The sequence below is a fragment of the Shewanella marisflavi genome (assembly GCF_002215585.1).
Classification (GTDB): Bacteria; Pseudomonadota; Gammaproteobacteria; order Enterobacterales; family Shewanellaceae; genus Shewanella; species Shewanella marisflavi.
Map to the genome: position 1 here is coordinate 2,917,550 of NZ_CP022272.1, position 24,852 is coordinate 2,942,401.

Genomic DNA, 24,852 nt, shown 5'->3' on the forward strand with positions numbered 1-24,852 from the left:
CCAACTGTACAAATACCCATATGTGAATTGTGTGGTTGCACACACAGGTGATCCATTAACTTATTCATTTGAGGAAACTATATGGCTAATAAAGACTACAACGTTTATCAAGGTGCTGACGGCACATGGCGAGGTAAACGCCAAGATGCTAATAGAGCAAGTGTAACAGGTAGTACCCAGAAAGAGGTTTTTGAAAAAACTAGAGAACTAGCTAAAAAAGCTCAATCTGAAGTATCTATACACAGAGGTGACAATAACAAAATCCGTGATAAGCATAGCTATGGGAATGACCCTAAAAGCTCAAAGGGCTAACAATTAATCATTTGGGGAAATGGATGTCCCCAGAATATACATAACGCCACCAGCAGGGACCGAAAACCAGAGCGAAGCGACCGTTTTTGGTTCTTCTGGCTGACTTTGTTAGGCTGGAGCATTACCCCACGCCTCCGACTTAAACCTATCCACTGTTTCTTCAATAGCCTCTTTGGGGCCTAGCTATAACAATAAATGGAATCAGAGTTAACTTTTTGAGGGAGTTGATTAGCGCGTATTGATTGGCTTTTTCATTCCCTGAATGGCGTCGTCGATGTTTGATTCGAGTTGGCCTAACTCAGTCCTTGATTGGTGATACTTTAATCTATCTTGTAGTAGGCATTCAACATGTCACCTCACATTTTAACGCGCTTTTTTCTCTAAAAATAATAACTTGTATCAGTGAGCAACAAATGCCGCCAAATCGAAGAGACATTGAGACACCAGTGTAAACAGGTTTTTGGCCCTCGGCGGCATGGACGCCGCCGTGGAGCGTATAGGGATATATTCACAGCGTGCCAAAAACGTGTTTGCACATCCCTCGCCGGGCAGGCGGTAGGTTGCCATGAAGGTACAACCTTCAAATGACCTCAACAAACGCCAATGAAGTCTGCGGCAAGCACTAAATATCAATAAAGGTACGACTTTCAAATCCCCATCCAATCCAAATACCGCCAAACGCTCAACCACTGTCACTCCAAGCGCTAACCCGTGCGCCTAAAACACGGGCAATAAAAAACCCCGCATTCTCATACGGGGTTTTTCGACTACGAATTCAAAGCTTAATCTTTATGCTCTGGATCCCTATCCATGTTCTCAGTATTCTCTAACCACAAGGCGTTAATAATACCGAAAGAACACGCCAGCAAAATGCCTAATATCCAAGCAAAATACCACATAATGTCGGCTCCTATTAGTAAAGTGACGTCTTGTTGTCTTCGATGTAGCTACGGCTTAAGCGACCAAACATCTTGAAGTAAGTCCAGATGGTGTAGCTTAGCACGATAGGTACGAAAATAGCGGCCGCCCAGGTCATGACCGTCAGGGTCATGTGACTGGCTGTCGCATCCCACATAGTCAGGCTCACGTTAGGCTCAAGTGAAGATGGCATCACGAATGGGAACATTGCTGCACCACAAGTTAGAATCACCATAGCCACTGCCAGCGAGCTGAACAGGAAGGCAAAGCCAGAGCGGTTAAAGCGGCTCGCCAGTAGCGCCAGTAACGGCATAGCAACACCCAAGATAGGGAACAGCATAGTCACTGGATACTTATCGTAGTTAGCCAGCCATGCGCCCGCCTCTACAGCAACCGTCTTAAGAGCTGGGTTAGATGCACCGTGGGTGTCGATAGTTGAGGTAATCACATAACCGTCGATACCGTTGGCTAACCAAACGCCCGCCAGGGTAAAGAGCACAGCGACTAAAGCCGCAGCCACTTGGGTAGCTGTCGCCGCACGAACGCGCAGCTCGCCTTCTGTCTTCATCTGTAACCAAGAGGCACCTTGCATGATGATCATAGATACGCTCACCAGGCCGGCCAGCAGACCGAATGGATTGAGCAGACCAAGCAGACCGCCGTGGTAAGTTGCACGCAGGTACTCGTCAAAGTTAAACGGTACACCTTGTAGCAGGTTACCAAAGGCAACACCTATGATGAGCGGGGGGACGAAGCCACCCACAAACAGCGCCCAATCCCAGGTCTTACGCCATCTTGGATCTTCGATTTTAGAACGGTAATCGAAGCCCACAGGACGCAGGAACAAGGCAAACAGTACCAACATCATGGCGACATAGAAGCCAGAGAAGGATACCGCATACACCATAGGCCAGGCAGCAAACAGGGCGCCACCTGCGGTGATCAACCATACCTGGTTGCCATCCCAATGGGGGGCAATAGAGTTAATCATAATACGGCGTTCGGTATCGTCCTTACCTATGATAGGTAGCAAGGCACCTACGCCCATGTCAAAACCGTCGGTAACGGCGAATCCGATGAACAGCACACCAATCAGCGCCCACCAGATAAATCTTAATATTTCATAATCAAACATAATGAGATCTCCGGCTTAAGCTTCTAGATTTTCAAAGTGATAGCGGCCCGTCTTAAGACTACTCGGTCCCTTACGTGCAAACTTGATCATCAGGTAAAGCTCAATCACCAACAGGACTGTGTAGAACAGCGTGATAGAGATGATACTGAACCATAGATCCGCCACCGTTAGGCTAGAAGCTGACATGAAGGTTGGCAGTACCTCAGAGATGGTCCAAGGCTGACGACCGTATTCGGCGACGAACCAACCACACTCGATGGCAATCCAAGGCAGTGGTAGGCTGTATAGCGCGGCCTTAAGTACCCATGGCTTCTCTTCGATCTGATGACGTGTACTCTGCCAGAAGGCAGCAGCAAACACGAACAGCATGACAACACCCAGGCCAACCATCACACGGAAGCTCCAGAACATAGGCGCAACCGATGGAATAGAATCTTTAGCCGCGGCCTTGATCTGCTCTTCGGTGGCGTCAACTACATTGTCTGTGTAACGCTTAAGCAGCAAACCATAACCCAGGTCGACTTTCGCCTCTTCAAACGCTGCACGAAGCTCTGGCGTTTCGTTGCCGGCACGTAGCTCGGTCAACATGGCGTACGCCTTCATGCCTTTGCGGATACGCTCTTCGTGTTCAACGATTAGGTCACGAATACCGGTAACCTCTTCATCAAGAGAACGAGTCGCGATGATACCCATAGCATATGGGATCTTAATGGCATAATCTGTGTGCATGGTTTCCTGATTTGGGAAACCAACGGCAGTAAAGGCCGCAGGAGCAGGTTCTGTGTGCCATTCGGCTTCGATAGCCGCGAGCTTAACGCGCTGCGCCTCACCCACCTTATAGCCAGACTCATCACCCAGTACGATAACCGACAGGATAGACGCCATACCGAAGCTTGCTGCGATAGCAAAAGAGCGACGGGCAAATGGCAGGTCACGCTTTTTGAGGATGTAGTATGAGCTGATGGCCAGTACAAACATGGCGCCAGCCACATAACCAGAAGCCACAGTGTGAACAAACTTCACCTGAGCAACAGGGTTAAACAAGACTTCTGCGAAGCTTGTCATCTCCATACGCATGGTTTCGTAATTGAACACGCTACCCACTGGGTGTTGCATCCAACCGTTAGCGACCAGGATCCACAGCGCAGACATGTTAGAGCCCAGCGCCACCAGCCAGGTAACCGCCAAGTGTTGACGCTTACTGAATCTGTCCCAACCGAAGAAGAACATACCCACTAGGGTCGATTCCAGGAAGAAGGCCATCAAACCTTCAATAGCCAGCGGTGCTCCGAAGATGTCACCAACATAGTGCGAATAGTATGACCAGTTAGTACCAAACTGGAACTCCATCGCCAAACCTGTAGTAACACCCAGGGCAAAGTTAATACCAAATAGCTTACCCCAGAACTTGGTCATATCTTTATAGATCTGCTTATTGGTCATCACATAGAGTGATTCCATAATGGCCAGCAAGAACGCCAGCCCCAAGGTCAAAGGTACAAACAAGAAGTGATACATAGCCGTCAGCGCAAACTGCAAGCGCGAGAGCTCTACAACCTCTTCAACAATCATCAGTGACTCCTTAGGTGGTGCGATCATTCTTCAAGGTAAGATCCCCATCAACCCTGAAAAATGCCTAATTAGGAATTTTATCATTCAAGTAATTTGTCAGACCTGAATCTCACAAACCGCCAAAATTAAACTTTTTGCCTTTCTCAAACGTCTCTGACGCTCAAAAAAGCACGCTTACCAACAATTTCGAGACAGGGCTCACAAAACCCAACACTTTTTGAACACGCGTCTCAAAAATCAGCCAGCACAATCAATTTAAATTATTTTTTTCAGAAACTTACATTAAGGCGTACCAAACGTACCCTGGCCATTTTATACCATTCAAATTTGATTCAAATCAATCAATCCCGGCGGGGATAGTGGGTTTTGCGGACAGCGCCACACTTCACCCCGCAACACGCTTGCCTAAATACCAAAAACGTGGTAGGGGAAAATATAACCAAGATAAAACCAATAGTTTCTATAGATTTAAACCAAATTCACACCAAACCCAATATTTAACAAGTTTTAACAAATGTTGAGTCAATATATCTCAACACAAAATACAAGTAGCCAAATAAATAGACAAATAAAAACATGCACTTAAAGAATTAAAACAACTGATACCACAATCAAATCAAGCGCAGTTAATTAGAAAAACTAATGGTTAGCTCTAATTTTAATCGTTTGTCGACAAGAGCACATTTGCTTACTATATCCCTGTGTTAAGGAGACGCCTCAATCAACCCGGTGACGTAGCCCGGTAGGCCAAGACTCCGCTCACATCATTAATCACTGTGTGGAGAATCCAATATGAAAAACCTATTTGAACGTCTAGTTAACTGCTACAAGCGCACTTTTGTTGAACTCTATACTGCAAGAGAGATGTAAATAGCGCTTCTGCCCTAATTACTTGAAGTTTTGTTAGCGCAAAACGGCCACCGTTTTCTCCTCGAAAGCGGTGGCTTTTTACTATCTAACGCATCATTACTGTTGGTTTGAATTTAGTTTAGCAGAAGCTAAATAAATGAAGGGCTAAATTCCTCCTTTTCACCTTTAGTTAGCTAATGCCCTACTTTGCTGGCACTTAAGGTAAAAACTCTAATAAAGTCGTTTTTATTGCTATTTAGTAGTTCAAGATGTAGTGATATACAAATAAGTGCATGTATATAAGACGGTTTAACCTACCCCTTTATGGCTATAAAAAAAGGGCCTCGAAATTTCGAGGCCCTTTTTGTGTCACTAAACCGTGCTGACTTAGGTTAGCCTAATTTAGCTCTGACGTTTCTGAACATTCTCATCCATGGGCTATCTTCGCCCCACTCGTCAGGATGCCATGAGTTAGCAACGGTTCTAAATACGCGCTCAGGGTGTGGCATCATAATAGTCACACGACCATCAGTGCTACAGATCCCTGTCAGTGCATTCGGAGAACCGTTAGGGTTCTCTGGGTACTGAGTCGCTATTTGGCCATGACCATCGACGAAACGCAGTGCGATAGTACCAGAGGCTTCTGCGGCGGCTAGCGCCTCAGGCGATGCGAACTCGGCGCGACCTTCACCATGAGACACAGCGATCGGCATACGTGAGCCTTCCATGCCTTCAAAGAAGAGTGACGGACTCTTCTGCACTTCGACCAGGCTGAAACGTGCCTCGAAGCGCTCAGAGCGGTTACGCACGAAGTGTGGCCAATGCTCAGTGCCTGGAATAATATCTTTCAGGTTAGAGAGCATCTGACAACCGTTACACACACCAAGGGCAAAGCTGTCGCTGCGCTCAAAGAACTGACTAAACTGTTCACGGGCGCGGGTATTAAACAGAATCGACTTAGCCCAACCTTCACCAGCGCCCAGTACGTCACCGTAAGAGAAGCCACCACAGGCCGCCAGGCCCTGGAACTCTTCTAGGCTGATACGGCCAGAGAGGATATCAGACATGTGAACGTCGCGGCTCTCGAAACCTGCGCGATCGAAGGCCGCAGCCATCTCAAGGTGTGAGTTAACCCCTTGCTCGCGCAGAATCGCCATCTTAGGTGCAGCCCCCTTGAGAATGTAAGGCGCGGCAATGTCTTCACTTGGATCGAACTTGAGATCCACCGTCAGACCTGGCGCGTCGGCCACCTGCTTAAGCTTAAACTCTTCCTCTGCACACTCTGGGTTATCACGCATCGCCTGCATGCGGTAAGTGGTTTCGGCCCAGATGGTACGCAGCTCGGTACGAGACTCGGCCAATACCTCATTCGATGCATCGCGAATAATAATGCTGTCACCGGCTACCGGCTTAGCAACGACGTGACAAGCCACACCGGCCGCTTGATATTGCGCCTTGATCGCTTCGCTATCGGCGGCACGTACCTGAATGACGGCGCCCAGCTCTTCGTTAAACAGACGCTCTAGGTGAGTGCCCGTAAGCGCGCTGAGATCCACATCTAAACCTGTGTTGCCGGCAAAGGCCATCTCAACCAGAGTCGTGAACAAACCACCGTCACTACGGTCGTGATAAGCCAGTAGCGCCTTATCGGCCACCAGCGACTGAGTCACCTCGAAGAAGCCACGCAGCAGCGCAGCATCGGCTAAATTTGGCGCCTTGTCGCCCAGCTGACCGTAAACCTGCGCCAGACATGAGCCACCCAGACGCTGTTCACCCTGACTTAAGTCAACCAGTAACAGCTCGGTGTCACCCTTATCGCTTCTCAGCTCAGGGGTTACCGTCTTACGAATATCTTGCACCGCACCAAAGGCTGTGATCACCAGCGACATTGGCGAGGTTACCGCCTTCTCTTCGCTACCATCTTGCCAGGCGGTCTTCATCGACATTGAGTCTTTGCCTACTGGGATGGTGAGATCCAGCTCAGGACATAACTCTTCACCCACGGCTTTGACCGCTTCATACAGACCGGCATCTTCACCAGGGTGACCAGCCGCTGACATCCAGTTGGCCGACAGCTTGATGCGCTTAAGCGAACCAATATCACTGCCCGCGATGTTCATAATAGACTCGGCCACCGCCATGCGCGCCGAGGCGCCAAAGTCTAGCAGTGCCAATGGCGTACGCTCACCCATAGACATAGCTTCACCCGTGTATGAGTCAAAGCTTGATGCGGTCACGGCGCAATCGGCGACTGGCACCTGCCAAGGACCGACCATCTGGTCGCGATTCACCAAACCGGTAACCGTGCGGTCACCAATGGTGATCAGGAAGGTCTTCTCGGCGACAGTTGGCAGACGCAGTACGCGGCGCACCGCTTCTTTTAGCTCAATGGTCTCTTGTGCCAGGGCTGGCGAATCGGCCTTTTGTGACACGACGTCACGGCTCATCTTAGGCGCCTTGCCTAATAGCACTTCCAGCGGCAGGTCGATCGGCTTGTTGTCGAAGTGCTCGTCTGACAGAGTCAGATGACGCTCTTCGGTCGCCTCACCGACAACGGCAAATGGCGCGCGCTCACGCTCACAGATGGCAGTAAATAGCTCAAGATTTTCCGGCGCAACAGACAGTACATAACGCTCTTGCGACTCGTTACACCAGATCTCCAGCGGGCTCATGCCTGGCTCGTCTGACGGTACGTTACGCAGCTCGAAACGGCCACCACGTCCACCATCGTCAACCAGTTCTGGGAAGGCGTTCGACAGACCACCTGCGCCCACATCGTGAATAAATTGGATCGGGTTATCTTCACCCATCTGCCAGCAGCGATCGATCACTTCCTGACAGCGACGCTCCATCTCAGGGTTGTCACGCTGTACCGAGGCAAAGTCGAGATCTTCACTTGATTGGCCTGAAGCCATTGAAGATGCCGCGCCGCCGCCCAGGCCGATATTCATCGCAGGGCCACCAAGTACGATAAGCTTGGCACCAACGGTGATCTCACCTTTTTGGACATGCTCTTCGCGGATATTCCCCAGGCCACCAGCCAGCATAATGGGCTTATGGTAACCACGTACTTCGACACCGTTGTGGCTCGACACTTCCTGCTCGTAGGTACGGAAGTAACCCAAAAGAGCCGGACGACCAAATTCGTTGTTAAATGCCGCGCCGCCCAGTGGACCTTCGGTCATGATGTCCAGCGCTGTAACGATACGATCTGGCTTACCGTAATCCCCTTCCCATGGCTGAACAAAACCAGGGATCTTAAGGTTAGATACGCTAAAGCCTGTCAGACCCGCCTTTGGCTTAGAACCACGACCGGTTGCGCCTTCATCACGGATCTCACCGCCTGAACCTGTGGCCGCACCTGGGTATGGGCTAATCGCTGTCGGGTGGTTGTGTGTCTCCACCTTCATCAGGATATGCATCGGCTCGGTGTGATAAGCATAAACACCATTTGGCTCAGGGAAGAAACGACCGGCAACAGAACCTTCCATTACGGCAGCGTTATCTTTATAGGCAGATAGCACGTGGTCCGGGGTCTTTTCAAAGGTGTTTTTAATCATCTTGAACAATGATTTAGGCTGCACTTCGCCATCAATGGTCCAGTCGGCATTGAAGATCTTGTGACGACAGTGCTCTGAGTTTGCCTGGGCAAACATCATCAATTCAACATCGTTAGGGTTACGGCCCAAACGAGTAAAGTTTTCAACCAGATAGTCAATTTCATCCGGCGCCAGGGCTAAGCCTAACTTAAGGTTAGCGGCCTCGAGCGCTGCCTTGCCTTCACCCAGCACATCGACGCTGGTGAAGACCGCAGGCTCGGTGCGGGCAAACAGACTGGCAGCCTGTTCGAAATCAGACAGGATCACTTCGACCATACGGTCGTGGAGTAAACCGACTAACTGTTTTTGTTGAGACTCATCCAGATTATCGGCCTGAACATAGTAGGCAATGCCGCGCTCCAGGCGCTTAACCTTATTCAAACCACAGTTATGTGCGATATCGGTCGCTTTCGACGACCATGGAGAGATGGTGCCCGGACGTGGCGTCACGAAATACAAAGTGCCTTGAGGCGCATGTGCTTCGATTGCAGGTCCATAGGTTAACAACTTGGCTAGCTGCTGGGTTTCACCAGCATCCAACGCCTCTGTCAAATCGGCTAAATGAATGAACTCAGCATAGATGTCCTGTACAGGAAGCGCCGCACTCTTACAGGCTTCCATTAACTTTTGAACTCTAAACGCTGATAATGCAGGGGCTCCGCGGATGATCTCCATCACGTCTATTCACCTTATTAATTATAATTGCAGGGTCAGATCTGGCGCTATTATAGGGAAATGTGGGGCACAAATCATCCGTAGAGTCGCTTCAAAACCGAGTTTCCCTCGATTTATTATCACCATAGCGCGAAAACAGCTTTACGTAACAAAGAAACTGGCGCGGCCCTAATTTCATGCCCCATAATTAAGCTGCCAGAAAGCAAAAATCATCCAACAAATATAAGCCATTCACGGCCGAAAAAATCGTCATTATTGCGTTTGTTCACCTTGTGATATAATCGTCGGCCGCGTTTTATAAAACGGATTCAAAAATAGTAACTTAATGAGAGTTTTCCTGCTGATTCTATTCTGTGTTTCGCTACTGACTGGCTGTCAGGGCGAGCGCGTGGACGCAGCAAAAGTCTCTACGCCTGCACCGAAAACGCAACTTAATGTCGGCACCCTCTATGGCGCGCAGATCTATGTCACCACGGGTCAGGGCGTAGCCGGCTTCGACTATGAGATGGCTGAGCGATTTGCCAACCATCAGGGGCTTGAGCTCAACATGCGGCCCTACTCCACCATAGGTGAGCTCTACCGCGCCATGCAAGCAGATGAGATAGATCTTATCGCCGCGGGGCTGGGCGATACCCAAAGCCGACGCGAACAGTTTAGACTCGGTCCACCGCTCTATTATGTTAATCAGGTATTGGTCTACAAGCAGGGGGTAAAATACCCTACAGATATCAGCCAGCTTGATGACAACATTACGGTGATCTCTGACTCCTCCTTTATCGAGACGCTGGCGGATCTGCAAAAGCTCTACCCTGAGCTGGTGTGGGATCAGCATGGCGACAAAGACAGCGAAGAGCTGCTGGCGATGATCGCCCGTGATGAGATCAGCTATACCATCGCCGACTCAACCACCTTTGAGATCAATCGCCGCTACATGCCTGAGCTTAGAGCCGGCCCTGTGCTAAGAGAGGAACAGGCGGTAGTCTGGCTGTTACCGCCCACAGGTAGCGATCAACTGATGAGCGATCTGCTGAGCTTCTGGCATCAAGAGAAACGCGCCGGCACTCTGGCTCACCTCAATGAGAAATATTTCGCCCATGTGAAGCGCTTCGATTATGTCGATACCCGCGCCTTCCTGCGCGCCATAGATACTAAGCTGCCCAAATATCGCGACGACTTTGTCCATTATGCTGGCGATCTCGACTGGCGCAAGCTGGCAGCGACCGCCTATCAGGAATCCCACTGGAATCCCAATGCCCGCTCGCCGACCGGGGTACGCGGCCTGATGATGCTCACCCTGCCGACAGCAAAACAGATGGGGATCGATAACCGTCTCGACCCTGAGCAGAGTATCCGCGGCGGCGCTAAATACTTAAGCGACATCCTCAATCGCCTGCCGGAATCGATCCCGGAAAACCAGCGGATGTGGTTTGCCTTGGCGTCATACAACATAGGCTATGGTCATGTAGAAGATGCTCGCAAGCTGGCGCAGTCTATGGGACTTAACCCCAGTGCCTGGCGGGACCTGAAAAAGGTTCTGCCCCTGCTACAGAAGCGTAAATATTACAAACATACCCGCTATGGCTATGCCAGAGGCAGCGAGGCAGTGCATTATGTGGATAACATCAGACGTTATTACGACACCCTAGTGTGGATTGACAACCAGCATCAGGAATTACAAGATGACATAATGGAAGCGCAACAACAAACGGCCGAAAAGCAATCACAAAGCGAGATTTCCGGAGCACAGCCCGAGTAAAAGTCACAGGCTTGTGGTATAGAAGAATGATAGGCCTAGAGGAGGTTCAAAATGAGAAAAAAATCCTTAAACAATCTGTCTTCACGGCGACGCACGCTACTTAAGATACGCCATCAACACACGATAAACCGACAGAAGCAGTTCTTCACCTTTATCAAGCAGCCCAGCAGCGATAACTCACTGGACTAGGCTAAACGATAGCTAAACAACAAAAACAAGGGCTTATTGCCCTTGTTGCTTTTCTGCCTGCTTCAAGGCCTTCTTCTCTTTACGTCGGCGGCGAAAAAAAGCGCTAAGCTGCTCACCGCACTCTGTTGCGAGTACCCCTGAGGTGACACTCAGCTGATGATTAAAGGCGCTGTTTCGCACCAGATCCAGCACACTTCCGGCCGCGCCAGTTTTAAGATCATCGGCGCCATACACCAGACGGCCGATTCTGGCGTGCACCATAGCGCCGGCGCACATGGCGCAAGGCTCTAGGGTGACATACAAGGTAGTATCGAGCAGACGATAATTCTCCACCATCTGCCCCGCGGCGCGAATACACTCCATCTCGGCATGAGCACTGGCATCATGACGACAGATGCTGAGGTTATAGCCTGTCGCTATCACCTTATCATCCTTAACCAGCAGGGCGCCGACCGGCACCTCGCCTTGCAGCTCAGCCTCGGCCGCCAGCGTCATGGCTTGACGCATATAGTCTTCATCTTTTAGCGCCTGTTCATCCAGGCTGACTGGGGTTTCCAATGGGTTACTCATCTTTGTCGATCTTTAGTCACTAACGCTATTAGGATAATGGCCTGTGTCAGAAATGTCTCTTAGATAAAAAAGGGACATATCACTATGCCCCTTCCATTATTGTTTACAAGCTATCGCAGGATTATTCCCACTCGATAGTTGCCGGTGGCTTACCTGAGATATCGTAAACCACACGAGAGATACCGTCGATCTCATTGATGATGCGGTTTGACACTCTGCCAAGGAAATCATATGGCAGGTGCGCCCAATGCGCCGTCATAAAGTCGATGGTCTCTACCGCACGTAGCGATACAACCCAGTCGTACTTACGGCCATCACCCATTACACCTACGCTGCGCACAGGCAGGAAGACGGTAAAGGCTTGGCTCACCTTGTTGTACAGATCGGCTTTATGCAGCTCTTCGATGAAGATGGCATCGGCACGGCGCAGTAGATCGCAGTACTCTTTCTTCACTTCACCCAGTACACGTACCCCCAGACCTGGTCCTGGGAATGGGTGACGGTAAAGCATGTTATAAGGCAGGCCAAGTTCCAGACCTATCTTACGTACTTCATCTTTAAACAGCTCACGCAGCGGCTCAACCAGACCCAGCTCCATATCATCTGGCAGACCGCCGACGTTATGGTGTGACTTGATCACATGGGCCTTACCTGTGGCACTGCCTGCCGATTCGATAACATCTGGATAGATGGTGCCTTGGGCTAGCCACTTAGCGTTCACACACTTACGTGACTCTTCATCGAAGATATCGACAAATACCTTACCGATGATCTTACGCTTGGCTTCTGGCTCGGCTTCACCAGCTAGGGCGTCGAGGAAACGGTTTTCGGCGTCCACATGAACGATGTTGAGACCGAAATGGTCGCCAAACATCTCTAGTACCTGGTCGGCTTCATTCAGGCGCAGCAGACCATTATCAACAAACACACAGGTCAGTTTGCTGCCAATAGCGCGGTGCAGCAGCATGGCCACTACCGATGAGTCAACACCACCAGATAGACCTAGGATAACCTCGTCATCCCCAACCTGCTCCTTGATACGAGCAACCGCGTCTTCGATGATAGAAGAAGGTTTCCAGTTGGCTTCACATTGGCAGATATCCAGGGCGAAATGCTCAAGCATACGCTTACCCTGACGGGTGTGAGTCACCTCTGGGTGGAACTGAACACCGTAGAAACGCTTCTCTTCGTTGGCCATTGCCGCGTAAGGACAAGTATCTGTCTTAGCCACAGTCACGAAACCTTCAGGGATCTCAGAAACCTTATCGCCATGACTCATCCAGACGTCAAGCAGCGCCTTGCCGCTATCGCTGACCGCATCTTCGATGCTCTTGAACAGCTCTGAAGGAGACTGTATTTCAATCTGGGCATAACCGAATTCACCTTCGCCAATCCCCTGGATCACCTTGCCGCCCAGCTGCTCTGACATGGTCTGCATACCGTAGCAGATCCCCAGTACAGGCACGCCTGCATTAAAGACATATTCAGGAGCACGAGGTGAGTTGTCGGCAGTGACACTCTCTGGGCCACCGGCCAGAATAATACCGTTAGGCGCAAAGCCCTTGATCTGCTCTTCAGACACATCCCAGGCCCAAAGCTCACAGTAAACACCGATCTCACGGATACGGCGGGCAATCAATTGCGTGTACTGAGATCCAAAATCGAGAATGAGGATCTTATGATCATGAATGTTGCTCATGCTTTACCTTTTATCTTTCAGAATTTTCGCCAATGTTCGACATTTATCGATACCTGGCTTAAGAAAAGGCAGTGTATTTTTCAATGACACTGCCTGATTTCAATAATTAAGAACGGCTACGATAGTTAGGCGCTTCTTTGCTGATGGTCACATCATGGACGTGGGATTCACCCATACCCGCCGAGGTCACCTTCACAAACTCCGCCTTCTCGTTAAGATCTTTAATAGTAGGACAACCTGTGAGGCCCATGCATGAACGCAGGCCACCCATGTACTGGTGGATGATCTCTTTTAGCTTACCCTTGTATGGTACGCGACCTTCAATACCCTCAGGTACCAGTTTGTCGGCGGCGTTATCGCTTTGGAAGTAACGGTCAGAAGAGCCTTGAGTCATGGCGCCCAGAGAGCCCATACCGCGATAAGACTTATAAGCGCGACCATTGTATAGCTCAGTTTCACCTGGCGCCTCGTCGGTACCGGCAAACATTGAACCTGCCATGATGCATGATGCACCTGCGGCCAGCGCTTTAGCTAAGTCGCCTGAGAAGCGGATACCGCCATCGGCGATAACAGGAATATCCAGATGCTTAACCGCTGCGGCGGCATCTGATACTGCGGTGATTTGCGGCACGCCCACACCTGTTACGATACGTGTCGTACAGATAGAGCCAGGGCCAATACCCACCTTAACGGCGTTCACACCGGCTTCAACCAGTGCCAGAGCACCTTCGGCTGTCGCCACGTTACCACCAACAATCTGTAGATCTGGGTACTTAGCGCGGGTGTCGCGAATACGCTGTAGCACACCTTCAGAGTGGCCGTGAGAAGAATCGATAAGCAACACGTCGATACCGGCTTTTACCAGTGCATCGACACGCGCTTCGTTACCGGCACCGGCACCGACAGCGGCACCAACACGCAAGCGACCAAATTCGTCTTTACAAGCGTTTGGCTTCTCTTCTGCTTTTTGGAAATCTTTTACGGTAATAAGACCTTTGAGTCTAAAGTCAGCGTCAACCACCAGGACTTTCTCGACGCGGTGAGCGTGCATCAACTTCTGCACTTCATCCAGCGGAGTGCCTTCTGGTACGGTTACCAGGCGCTCTTTAGGTGTCATCACCTGGTCGACGGTACGAGACCAATCGGTAATGAAGCGCACATCACGACCTGTGATGATACCCACCAACTCATTGGCTTCATCGACTACAGGATAACCGGCAAAGCCGTTTTTCTCCGTCAACACTTTCAGTTGCTCAAGTGTGGTATTTGGCGTGACCGTTACAGGTTGCTGAACGATACCGGCTTCATAGATCTTCACTTGGCGAACTTGCTCGGCCTGCTGCTCTATGCTCATATTTTTATGGATAAAACCAATACCACCTTCCTGTGCCATCGCAATGGCAAGGCGCGCTTCAGTCACGGTATCCATGGCTGCAGACACAATTGGCATATTGAGTTCTATCTTTTGGGTTAAACGAGTCTTGAGAACGGCAGTGTTAGGGAGTACGGTCGAGTGTGCAGGAACAAGCAACACATCATCAAAGGTTAGTGCTTCTTTTTTTAAACGTAGCATGGCAACATCTCCCCATGTAGGTGATATAAGAGGTAAAATATTGCGGCGGGATTATACCTTGCATATTGGGCTTGGTAAATGGAAAATAGTAAAAAAGTCGCTTTAGTTGCAAAATATCTATGAAAATGCCGAAAAATAATGTTTACACCGTCTCGCGCCTCAATGGCGAAGTCAGGCAATTGCTCGAAGGTGAACTGGGTAAAGTCTGGCTTGAAGCAGAAATATCCAATTTTTCGGCCCCCAGTTCAGGCCATTGGTATCTCACCTTAAAAGATAATTATGCCCAAATCCGCGCCGCCATGTTTAAGGGACGCAACCGCGCTGTCACCTTTCGTCCGGCCAATGGTCAACAGGTATTAGTTAAGGGCGCCATCAGCGTCTACGAACCCAGAGGCGATTATCAACTGATTATCGACTCCATGTTACCCGCAGGTGATGGCCTACTCGCCCAGCAATATGAAGCCCTTAAGCTGAAGCTGGCCGCTGAAGGACTCTTTGCTGCCGACACTAAGCGACCATTACCAAGCAATATTCAGCGTATCGGCGTGGTTACCTCGGCTACAGGTGCCGCCATCAGAGATGTTCTCCATGTGCTTAAACGGCGTGATCCCTCCATTGAGGTGATTATCTATCCAAGCCAGGTACAGGGGGAACATGCCGACAAATCGTTATGTCACGCCATCATGCTGGCTAACGACAGGATGGAAGTCGATGTATTGCTGCTCACCCGAGGGGGCGGATCCCTGGAAGATCTCTGGAGCTTTAACAGCGAGGCCTTGGCTCATACCATCTACAACAGCGCACTACCTGTGGTCTCGGCGGTGGGTCATGAAGTGGATACCACCATCAGCGATTATGTGGCCGACCTACGTGCCCCAACCCCTTCGGCGGCGGCTGAGCTGCTGTCCCAAGATGCCTTAAGTAAGGCTGATAAGCTCAAGATGGCCATGACCCGCCTCAGGCAGGGCTGGCAGCATTACGGCCTCAAACAGGCGCAGCGCTTTTCGCAACTCGAGCATAGGCTACAACGACAAGATCCCAAGCGTCGCTTACAAGTGTATGAGCAGCGCTTCGATGAGATGCAGCTTAAGCTTTGCGCCGCGCTAAATTCAAAATTACATAAACTAGAGCGTAACCAACAACAGCTACACGCTAGATTACATCGGGTCTCACCCAGCCATCAGCTCGCCTTGGCCAGCAACCGCCTAACCAACCAGGAGCAAAGACTGCATAGCGCCATGCAGGCAAGGCTTAATGATGCCCAGCGCTCCCTAGAGTATGCCGCCCATCAGCTAGAAACCGTCAGCCCCTTAGCAACCCTAAGCCGTGGCTACAGCATCACCTTAGATGCCAAGGGCAAGGTACTACAGCGCTGCTCAGATGTTAAAGCAGGCGATCGCCTCACCACTAAGCTGCTCGATGGCGAAGTGCACTCTACCGTCAATTGAGTCAGGTTAAGATCAAAAAACGCCCTTGCGGGCGTTTGAGTCAGACAGTGAATCTTTTACTTTCTCGGGCCAACAGGCACCATGATATGAGCATAGGGCGTGCCCTTCCACATCACATAAGGACCTCCCGCATAGGGATCGGTTGGTAGACTATCGAGTAATGCCGGATCAGGCATGATGATCATCAGATGCGGCCCTTCTACAATCCATTGATTGTCTTGGGTCTCGCCTTCGGCGTAGGGATCTGTGTTACTCGCTCCGCCATCACCAGCCAGCATGTAGGAGATACCTACCGCCTTGGCTTGAAACGGCTTCTTGTTACTCCAGGCATCGGCCCACTCCATCCAGGGGCCATCCATACACATAGGCGCCGTACCTTTTAAGCTTGGTGGCGTTGGAAAGCAGGTATAATTGCTGCTGCCTTGTTGCAGGACATTCTTGTCCCAATCCATCACTGTGACCTTATCCCTCAGGGTCGGCGGTGCGGCGCTGAGAGCATCCGCCAATAAGGCCTGTTTATCTGCTGCTTGAGCGGCGCTAGCCAAAAATGCCAGAAAAATAGCAAGCAACAGGGGTTGTTGGTGTTTCATAACATATCCTTAGGTGAGTTTAACTACCTTAAATACTGCACTTTAAGCATAGTCGCCATCAACACAAAGACTCGCCAAAGCCATCCTTCACGGCATATAAAACCAAAAGATAAGCACAGGACAGATTAATACACCAATACGCCTGGGCGACGATTTTAAACAATCAGGCATGACCAATAAAAAAGGCCAGCACAATAGCTGACCTTTGATAACGACAAGAAAGATTACTTCTTCTTGTCTTTGATGTGGCTCATCATACGCTTACGACGACGCTCCTGACTCACAGTCAACTTCTTAGTGTTGAGGCCATCGAACGGGTTGCCCCCTTCCTGGAAGCGCACCTGAATTGGCGTCCCCATCACCTTGAGCGAGCGGCGATAGTAGTTCATCATGAAGCGCTTGTAAGAGTCCGGCAGCTTCTTCACCTGATTACCATGGATCACCACGATAGGCGGGTTATATCCGCCAGCATGAGCGTACTTAAGCTTCACTCGGCGACCGTTAACCAATGGCGGCTGATGATCTTCCTGCGCCATCTGCATGATGCGCGTCAGCATTGAAGTGCTGACGCGGCGAGTCGCACTCTCGTACGCTTCCTGCACAGATTCAAACAGATGCCCCACCCCAGTGCCATGTAACGCCGAGATGAAGTGAATACGGGCAAAATCGATAAAGCCCAAACGACGGTCGAGCTCGCTCTTTACCCGTTCTTTAATTTCTTGATCGATACCGTCCCACTTGTTGACGGCGATCACCAGCGCGCGACCTGCGTTCAGGGCAAAGCCCAGCAGGCCAAGATCTTGCTCGGCGATACCTTCACGGGCATCGACCACCAAGAGCACCACGTTGGCATCTTCCACCGCTTTAAGGGTCTTGATCACCGAAAACTTCTCAACGGTTTCATGTACTTTGCTACGACGACGCACACCGGCAGTGTCGATAATCACATATTCCTGTCCATCGCGTTCCAGTGGAATATAGATGCTGTCACGCGTCGTACCTGGCTCGTCATACACGACAACGCGCTCTTCGCCCAGGATACGGTTAGTCAGCGTCGACTTACCTACGTTTGGCTTACCGATAATCGCCAGTTTGATCGGCAGATCCTGCAGACGCTTCTGTTCGGCTTCGGCTTCTTCCTCTGTGTACTCACGCTCGTCGCTTTCCTCATCGCCCTCATCGTCGCGGGTGAGTCCTAAAGCTTCGGCATAAGGGGTCAGAGCATATTCGATCATATTAGTCACGCCGCGCCCTTGGGCGGCAGCCATCTGGTAGACCTCACCCAATCCCAGCGCCCAAAACTCGGCGCAAGACGAATCGGCATCGATACCATCGACCTTGTTAGCAACGACGAAGGTAGTCTTCTCACGGCGGCGCAGATGCTCGGCAATCGCCTCATCGGCAGCGGTCAAACCGGCGCGGGCGTCGGTTAAAAACAGCACCACATCGGCCTCTTCGATCGCCGCCAGCGACTGCTCAGCCATGCGGGTTTCGATCCCCTCTTCGGTACCATCGATACCACCGGTATCTACTACGATGAATTCATAACCAGATAGATGTGCACGACCATACTTACGATCCCGAGTCAGACCTGGGTAGTCAGCTACCAAGGCGTCTCTGGTGCGCGTAAGACGATTAAACAGGGTCGACTTACCTACGTTTGGTCGGCCAACCAAGGCCACAACTGGAATCATTTTCTTGCCTCTAATTTACAAATCTATCTGAATATCTTAAATAAAAAGCCCCCAGCACAAGGTCCAGGGGCTTTAAAAACTGTTAAAGCTCGCCTTAGGGAAGCGTAATTCTTGCTACCTTGCCATCGCGACTCTGGACGTAGATCTTATCATCTATTACCAGTGGCTGGCTAAACAAACCTGAATTATCCACTTCAACCCGTCCCACAAGCTTACCTGAGGCGCGATCGATGAAATGCAGATAACCTTCAAAATCTCCCACAACTAAATAGTCTTTATAGACCATAGGTGAGGTCAATTCACGGTTAGTCAGCTCGCTGTTGCTCCAGCTTTCCAGACCGTTGCGCTTGTCGACCGCGTAGATACGACTGTGATCATCTACCAGATAAAGGTTTAGACCAGCAGAGTCCAACTCGTTGAAGCTTGAATACTTACGGCTCCAGACAATACGTCCGGTGCGTAGTTCCATCGACACCAGGTTACCATTGTAACTCACGGCATAGATGTTATCGCCCACGATCAGCGGCTTCATATCCACATCAGCCATGCGAGTAAACTCGTTACCGCCTTTGGGCGTATAGATAGGCTGTTCCCATGCGGCCTGACCATTGGCTTTCACTATCACAGCAACTTTGCCATCGGCAGTACCAACGAAGAAACCACCAGCTTCATAAGCCGCGGCGCCAGTGCCTCTAAGGGTCAGTGTCGGTAGCTTATTCTCATAAACCCAGAGCTTCTCGCCATTGTCGACATTGTAGGCTTCTAGGCTACCTGTACTGGTGTGAACCACGACCACATCTTCACCGACGGTCGGTGCAGATAACAGCTCACCGCCAGCAATAACATGCCAAATCATCTCGCCAGTTTCAGCATCGGCAGCAGCAAGCAAACCACTCTCACCACCAAAAAACACCTTGTTACGAGCGGCGGTGATGCCAGAAGAGAGACGCGCGCCTTTATTTTTGGCCAGCGCCCGCTCTTTAAACCAGGAGCTGATATCAATAGACCATACCTGCTCGCCAGAGGCCTCATCATAGGCAGCCACTTCGCCATGACGATCCATCACAAACAGCTTGTCGTATCGCACCGCCGGACGGATATTGGAGTAGTAATCTCCCACTCCCTTACCGACAGAGGTACTCCAGCTCACCTCAGGAAAGACACTTGCTTCGATCTCCGGCAGCGGACTGACCGGCTCTTCTTCGACATCATTGGAAGAACAGGCCGACAGCAAACCCAGGCTCAGGCTACACGCCAGTAATGTTTTGCACCAAGACTTCATGGGCAGCTTCCTTATGCCTTGTTCAGGTTATCTAGCTTCATCTGTAATGCTGGGCTTGAAGTCGCACCGCCATTATCTAGGGCTGATTGATAGGCACTCTTGGCCTTGTCGGCTTCGCCTTGACGTACCAGGAAATCACCTTTTAACTCGTCGCGTTGTACGCTAAAGGCTGGGGTATTGATCTGCTCAAGGGTTGCCAGCGCAGTGGCCAACTGACCTTGCTCAGCTTGTACACGAGCAAGACGCAAAGCCGCCAGTGCCACAAGCCCCTCTTCTGGCTTGTCGGCCAGGATCTGCTTAAGCGCCTGCTCAGCCTTCTCCAGCTCACCGGCTTCTACAGCCGCTTTAGCTACAATCAGTTGTAACAAAGCTTGATAGCCTTGCTGGCTACCATGATCTTTAGCAAAGCTCTCGGCCGCAGCCAACATGCTTGAATCGGCCTTCACCGAATTGCTAATAGTTTGGAAAGCTTCAGAGGCTTGTTCGGCCTGAGCCACTTTATAATCTGAATAGTAGTTCCAGCTATACAGGCCACCCAGGCCCACTACTGCACCTATGACAATCGAGCTGCCATAGTCTTTCCAGAACTGTTTGATAGCATCGACTTGTTGTTCTTCTGTGCTATAAATTTCCACGTTTCTCTTCCTCTTTAAATCAGTTCTGCAACGTAAGCTGCTAACGAATCCTGTGCAACTAATTCTTGTTCTTTATCTTCGCGCAGATATTTCAGCGCCACCTGGCCATTGGCCAGTTCGGTTTCACCGATCACTATCGCGAGCTTAGCGCCACTCTTGTCGGCACGCTTCATCTGCTTCTTAAAGTTTCCGCCGCCACAATGGCTCATCACCTTGAGGCCGTCAACTTCTCTTAACTGCTGCGCCACCTTTATGGCAGCAACGCGGCAATCATCACCCATGGCGGTAACATAAACGTCAACCGGTCCAGATACGTCATCGGTCAGGCTGAGTGTTTCCAGCATCAGCACGATGCGCTCAAGTCCCATGGCAAACCCCACCGCTGGGGTATCTTTGCCACCAAGCTGACCAACCAGGCCGTCATAACGACCACCCGCCAAAACGGTCCCCTGAGCCCCTAAGCTATCGGTGACCCACTCGAACACTGTGCGGTTATAGTAATCTAAACCGCGCACCAGGCGAGGGTTAATTTCGTATTTGATGCCAACGGCATCAAGTAGTTCACATAAATGTGAAAAATGGCCGCGACTTTCTTCGCCCAGATAGTCCATCAGCGCCGGAGCATCTCCCAGAAGCGCCTGCACATCCGGGTTCTTGCTATCTAATACGCGCAGCGGATTAGAGTACATACGGCGCTGGCTGTCTTCATCAAGCTTCTCTTTATGCTGCTCGAGGAAAGCGACCAGGGCGTCACGGTATGCAGCGCGCTCATCGGCATCGCCTAAGGTATTCAGCTCGAGTTTGACATGCTCGCTGATCCCCAGCTTCTGCCACAGGCGAGCTGACATCATCAAGACTTCGGCATCGATATCGGCCGAGGCGATACCATAAACCTCAACGCCAAACTGGTTAAATTGGCGGTAACGGCCCTTCTGAGGACGCTCATGACGGAACATAGGGCCCATATACCAGAGGCGCTGCTCTTGGTTGTACAGTAAACCATGCTCGTTACCCGCACGTACGGTCGAGGCGGTGCCTTCAGGACGCAGAGTTAAGAGGTCGCCATTGCGGTCGGCAAAGGTATACATCTCTTTCTCGACAATGTCTGTCACTTCACCGATAGAACGTTTGAACAGGTCGGTACTCTCGACGATGGGGGTACGGATCTCGCTGTAACCATAGGCGGCTACGGTATCACGCAGCACGGCTTCTAATTTTTGCCATAGAGGGCTCTGGGTCGGCAGAATATCGTTCATTCCGCGAATCGCTTGAATCTGTTTTGCCACTGTATCAACTCGTCCGAATTTAGCTGTAAAAAATAAAAAAGCGCCTCGCATTATAGGCGCATCATCAATAAACGCAAAACCGGCGCTATGCGCCAGTGAGCTGCGCCACAAATGAAGTTATTCACCTCATCTTGTGCGCAGCAACTTACCCTTTATTCAGTGATATCTTTGGCGGCAATACGTGCGTCAACACTGGCCACCTTGGCGCGGATCTTTGCCTCAAGCTGATCGACAATATGTTCGTTGTCGAAACGCTCTTTTTGACGAACGCCATCGTCGTAGTAGCCACTCTTACGGTTGCCACCTGTCAGACCAATATCTGACACTAAGGCTTCGCCGGGACCATTGACCACACAGCCAATGATAGAGACGTCCATAGGGGTCACGACATCTTCTAAACGACGCTCTAGCTCGTTGACCGTGGCAATCACATCAAACTCCTGACGAGAACATGATGGACAGGCGATGAAGTTGATACCGCGTGAGCGAATTCGCAGCGATTTTAGGATATCGAAGCCAACTTTGATCTCCTCGACCGGGTCAGCCGCCAACGAGACTCGCAGGGTATCGCCTATTCCTTCGGCCAGCAACATGCCTAGGCCAACCGCGGATTTCACCGCGCCTGCGCGAGCACCACCAGCCTCAGTGATCCCAAGGTGCAGTGGCTGTTTAATCTGTTTGGCCAGCAAACGATAAGACTCCACCGCCAGGAAAACATCTGACGCCTTCACGCTCACCTTAAACTGGTCGAAATTGAGTCTGTCGAGAATATCCACGTGACGCATGGCGGACTCTAGCAGAGCTTCGGGGGTTGGCTCCTTATACTTGTCCATCAGATCTTTCTCTAATGAACCACCGTTCACCCCGATGCGAATAGGAATATTCTTGTCACGGGCGCATTCCACCACATTACGGATGCGCTCTTCGTTGCCTATGTTACCTGGGTTGATACGCAAGCAATCCACGCCATATTCAGCCACCTTCAATGCAATACGGTAATCGAAGTGAATATCGGCGATCAGCGGGATCTTAGTCTGTTGCTTGATGAGCTTAAACGCCTCGGCGGCGTCCATGGTAGGCACTGAGACACGTACAATATCGGCGCCAACATTTTCCAGCGCGCGGATCTGTGCGACTGTCGCCTCCACATCCGTGGTGCGAGTGTTGGTCATAGATTGCACAGCGATGGGGGCACCATCACCAATAGGAACATCACCCACATAGATACGTGTCGAAGGGCGGCGGATGATTGGAGACTCGTTGTACATCTTTAATTCACTCTTTTACTTCAAAGATTGGCGGAACTTACCGTCAGTCTGGCAACACGGCCACTGGGGTACTTGGCCAGATCGATATCTTCACCGTTAAGTCGCATGGTCAGCGACTGGGGAGCGCCCAATATAACCTTAAACGGCTCCTGACCAAAGAGATTCATCTCCTTGCCAGCCTGCTTAAGTCCGTTAACCAATACTTTGCCCTCTGCATCGGTAATTTTTATCCAGCAATCACCGCTGAGGCTCAAGGCTAACTCCGCCTCAGCGCTTACCTGCTCGGTCTGCACCGCTTGGGCAGGTTTAACTTGTTCATCAGATACTTGCGGCAATGACTCGCTCGCAGTTGGCTCTAAAACCTTAGCGCTCTGTGTCGATACTTGTGACGCAAGGGCTATATCACCTTGTGGCTCTTGGACTATCGGCTCGCGATCTTCTTCTATGCCTGTCATGGCTTGAGGATCCTCACCCAAAGGCAAATCACTACTCAGCATCGATAACTCGGCAGCCTCTTCAACCGATGGCTGAGAGAGATCTACATCGGCCACCAAGGCCGATTTCTGCACCCACCAAAGTACGAGCAGGGCAAGCAACACGAAGACGATTAGATAGGTCACTAACATCAGACGACCATCTCTGGCCTGACGAGTGGTCTTACGCGAGAAGCTCTGCATGGTCGGCGCGGCGACCACAGGAAAACTCTCAGCAAGATAGGTATCGACCTTGGCCTTATCCAAGCCAAGAATACGGGCGTAATTTTTCACATAGCCTTTGACATAGGTAACAGAGGCGATGTTGTCATAATTATCAGCTTCGATATCGCTGACAATGGAGGGACGTAGATTTAACTGTTCAGCAACGCTGGTCAGCGTCATCTGACGCGCTTCGCGCTCAGCCTTTAGCCACTGGCCCAATGTTTCACTGGTTTCCTTTGGTTTTTCTGCATCATCCTTGAGCATATCAATTTGATTTTCAGTCATTAGTGCAAACTTGCTCTATACTGCTTAGCCTCATTGGAAGCGGGAAACTTAGCCAGGAGAAGAATACCAAACTTTCTCACCGCTTCTGGGTCATTTAGGCCTTGCTCAATTTTAATTCCCAACGCTAGACTCTGAGCCGATTCGGGCACCACTCTATGGTAACGCGCCAAGCCTTTCTTAGCGGCGGAGTAGTTCCCCAGATCCAGTTCGATCTCAGACAGTTCTATTAGGGAGTTGGCACGACGGGGGTCATAATTAAGTGCCATCTCGAAGTAGCGTTGTGCTTTTTGAAGATCACCCGACTTGCGGCTACAGATCCCTAGGTTCTCGTAGCTAGAGGCAGAGCGGGTATATTTGGGCATCTTTACTGCCCGAAGAAACATCTTTTCGGACTCATCGTATTTCCCCTGCTGGCAGAGAAACACGCCGAAATTGTTCATTGAATCACCGGTGGCGTCGTTGACACTAATGGCATTACGATATGCCTTTTCTGTCAATTCGAACTCACCAACCGATTGATAATAATAGGCTAATGCCACATGTACATCTTCGATGTTGGGCGCAAACTCAAGCGCCTTATCCAGATTGTATTTGGCTTGTTCACTATTGCCTTTTTGCAGATAGGTCAAGCCGAGCTGCACACGTTGACGCGCAGCGGCCACGTTATCAAAAGTGCGCTCGGTAACAGGCACATCTGTGCCGCTATAGGTTCTTTCGGTTACACATCCCGACATCAGCGCAGAAGTCAGAATGACTAACAGGGTCAATGTGGGCTTTTTGCTTAACATACGCAAGCCTATCTAGTAGCAGATACAATAA

The 24,852-nt window shown here is 50.6% G+C and carries 19 protein-coding genes; 4 read left to right on the forward strand and 15 right to left on the reverse strand.

Going from position 1 to position 24,852, the window contains the following annotated elements:
* Positions 1-81 precede the first annotated feature (81 nt).
* Positions 82-312: a DUF2188 domain-containing protein gene (locus CFF01_RS12940; RefSeq protein WP_088905075.1), complete on the forward strand. Its 231-nt coding sequence runs from the start codon at positions 82-84 to the stop codon at positions 310-312.
* A gap of 782 nt (positions 313-1,094) precedes the next feature.
* On the opposite strand, the gene cydX is transcribed toward CFF01_RS12940, so the two are convergent.
* The 4 genes from cydX to purL form a co-directional block, all read right to left on the reverse strand.
* The gene (gene cydX / locus CFF01_RS12945; protein WP_033538500.1) at positions 1,095-1,211 is read right to left on the reverse strand and encodes a cytochrome bd-I oxidase subunit CydX; all 117 of its coding nucleotides are present in this window, start codon (positions 1,209-1,211) and stop codon (positions 1,095-1,097) included.
* A 14-nt stretch (positions 1,212-1,225) separates the two neighbouring features.
* Positions 1,226-2,365: a cytochrome d ubiquinol oxidase subunit II gene (cydB, locus tag CFF01_RS12950; protein ID WP_088905076.1), complete on the reverse strand. Its 1,140-nt coding sequence runs from the start codon at positions 2,363-2,365 to the stop codon at positions 1,226-1,228.
* A 15-nt stretch (positions 2,366-2,380) separates the two neighbouring features.
* A complete protein-coding gene (locus CFF01_RS12955) occupies positions 2,381-3,937 on the reverse strand; it encodes a cytochrome ubiquinol oxidase subunit I (protein WP_033538502.1) in 1,557 nt (518 codons plus the stop codon).
* Between the two features lie 1,241 nt (positions 3,938-5,178).
* The gene (gene purL / locus CFF01_RS12960; protein ID WP_088905077.1) at positions 5,179-9,060 is read right to left on the reverse strand and encodes a phosphoribosylformylglycinamidine synthase; all 3,882 of its coding nucleotides are present in this window, start codon (positions 9,058-9,060) and stop codon (positions 5,179-5,181) included.
* Positions 9,061-9,385: 325 nt separating this feature from the next.
* Between purL and mltF the strand changes: the two genes are divergently transcribed.
* Both mltF and CFF01_RS19145 read left to right on the forward strand, forming a co-directional pair.
* A complete protein-coding gene (gene mltF, locus CFF01_RS12965) occupies positions 9,386-10,816 on the forward strand; it encodes a membrane-bound lytic murein transglycosylase MltF (protein WP_088905078.1) in 1,431 nt (476 codons plus the stop codon).
* 51 nt (positions 10,817-10,867) lie between these two features.
* Entirely contained in the window at positions 10,868-11,005 is a 138-nt protein-coding gene (locus tag CFF01_RS19145) for a hypothetical protein (RefSeq protein WP_157705001.1), read from the forward strand.
* A 33-nt stretch (positions 11,006-11,038) separates the two neighbouring features.
* On the opposite strand, the gene tadA is transcribed toward CFF01_RS19145, so the two are convergent.
* The 3 genes from tadA to guaB all read right to left on the reverse strand — a co-directional run bounded on the left by tadA (position 11,039) and on the right by guaB (position 14,847).
* Complete coding sequence (tadA, locus tag CFF01_RS12970; RefSeq protein WP_088905079.1) at positions 11,039-11,575, reverse strand: tRNA adenosine(34) deaminase TadA; 537 nt, start codon at positions 11,573-11,575, stop codon at positions 11,039-11,041.
* Positions 11,576-11,696: 121 nt separating this feature from the next.
* Positions 11,697-13,274, reverse strand: coding sequence for a glutamine-hydrolyzing GMP synthase (guaA, locus tag CFF01_RS12975; protein ID WP_033538505.1), 1,578 nt, complete (start codon positions 13,272-13,274; stop codon positions 11,697-11,699).
* A gap of 106 nt (positions 13,275-13,380) precedes the next feature.
* Positions 13,381-14,847, reverse strand: coding sequence for an IMP dehydrogenase (gene guaB, locus CFF01_RS12980; protein ID WP_088905080.1), 1,467 nt, complete (start codon positions 14,845-14,847; stop codon positions 13,381-13,383).
* Between the two features lie 119 nt (positions 14,848-14,966).
* Here guaB and xseA point away from each other — a divergent pair, with 119 nt between their 5' ends.
* Positions 14,967-16,295 carry an exodeoxyribonuclease VII large subunit gene (xseA, locus tag CFF01_RS12985; protein ID WP_088905081.1) on the forward strand — a complete coding sequence of 443 codons (1,329 nt, stop codon included), beginning with the start codon at positions 14,967-14,969 and terminating at the stop codon, positions 16,293-16,295.
* A 56-nt stretch (positions 16,296-16,351) separates the two neighbouring features.
* Here the strand turns inward: xseA and CFF01_RS12990 are convergent, their stop codons facing one another.
* From CFF01_RS12990 to pilW, 8 genes are all read right to left on the reverse strand, one after another.
* Positions 16,352-16,885, reverse strand: coding sequence for a hypothetical protein (locus CFF01_RS12990; RefSeq protein WP_088905082.1), 534 nt, complete (start codon positions 16,883-16,885; stop codon positions 16,352-16,354).
* A 224-nt stretch (positions 16,886-17,109) separates the two neighbouring features.
* Entirely contained in the window at positions 17,110-18,579 is a 1,470-nt protein-coding gene (gene der, locus CFF01_RS12995) for a ribosome biogenesis GTPase Der (RefSeq protein WP_033538509.1), read from the reverse strand.
* A 94-nt stretch (positions 18,580-18,673) separates the two neighbouring features.
* On the reverse strand, positions 18,674-19,861 hold the full coding sequence (gene bamB, locus CFF01_RS13000) for an outer membrane protein assembly factor BamB (protein ID WP_033538510.1): 1,188 nt from the start codon (positions 19,859-19,861) through the stop codon (positions 18,674-18,676).
* 11 nt (positions 19,862-19,872) lie between these two features.
* Positions 19,873-20,496, reverse strand: coding sequence for a tetratricopeptide repeat protein (locus CFF01_RS13005; protein ID WP_088905083.1), 624 nt, complete (start codon positions 20,494-20,496; stop codon positions 19,873-19,875).
* Positions 20,497-20,510: 14 nt separating this feature from the next.
* Complete coding sequence (gene hisS / locus CFF01_RS13010; RefSeq protein WP_033538635.1) at positions 20,511-21,782, reverse strand: histidine--tRNA ligase; 1,272 nt, start codon at positions 21,780-21,782, stop codon at positions 20,511-20,513.
* A gap of 152 nt (positions 21,783-21,934) precedes the next feature.
* A complete protein-coding gene (ispG, locus tag CFF01_RS13015; protein ID WP_033538512.1) occupies positions 21,935-23,050 on the reverse strand; it encodes a flavodoxin-dependent (E)-4-hydroxy-3-methylbut-2-enyl-diphosphate synthase in 1,116 nt (371 codons plus the stop codon).
* Between the two features lie 20 nt (positions 23,051-23,070).
* Entirely contained in the window at positions 23,071-24,033 is a 963-nt protein-coding gene (locus CFF01_RS13020) for a RodZ domain-containing protein (protein WP_088905084.1), read from the reverse strand.
* Complete coding sequence (gene pilW / locus CFF01_RS13025; protein ID WP_033538514.1) at positions 24,033-24,821, reverse strand: type IV pilus biogenesis/stability protein PilW; 789 nt, start codon at positions 24,819-24,821, stop codon at positions 24,033-24,035. Before pilW ends, CFF01_RS13020 begins: the two co-directional genes overlap by 1 nt.
* Positions 24,822-24,852 lie beyond the last annotated feature (31 nt).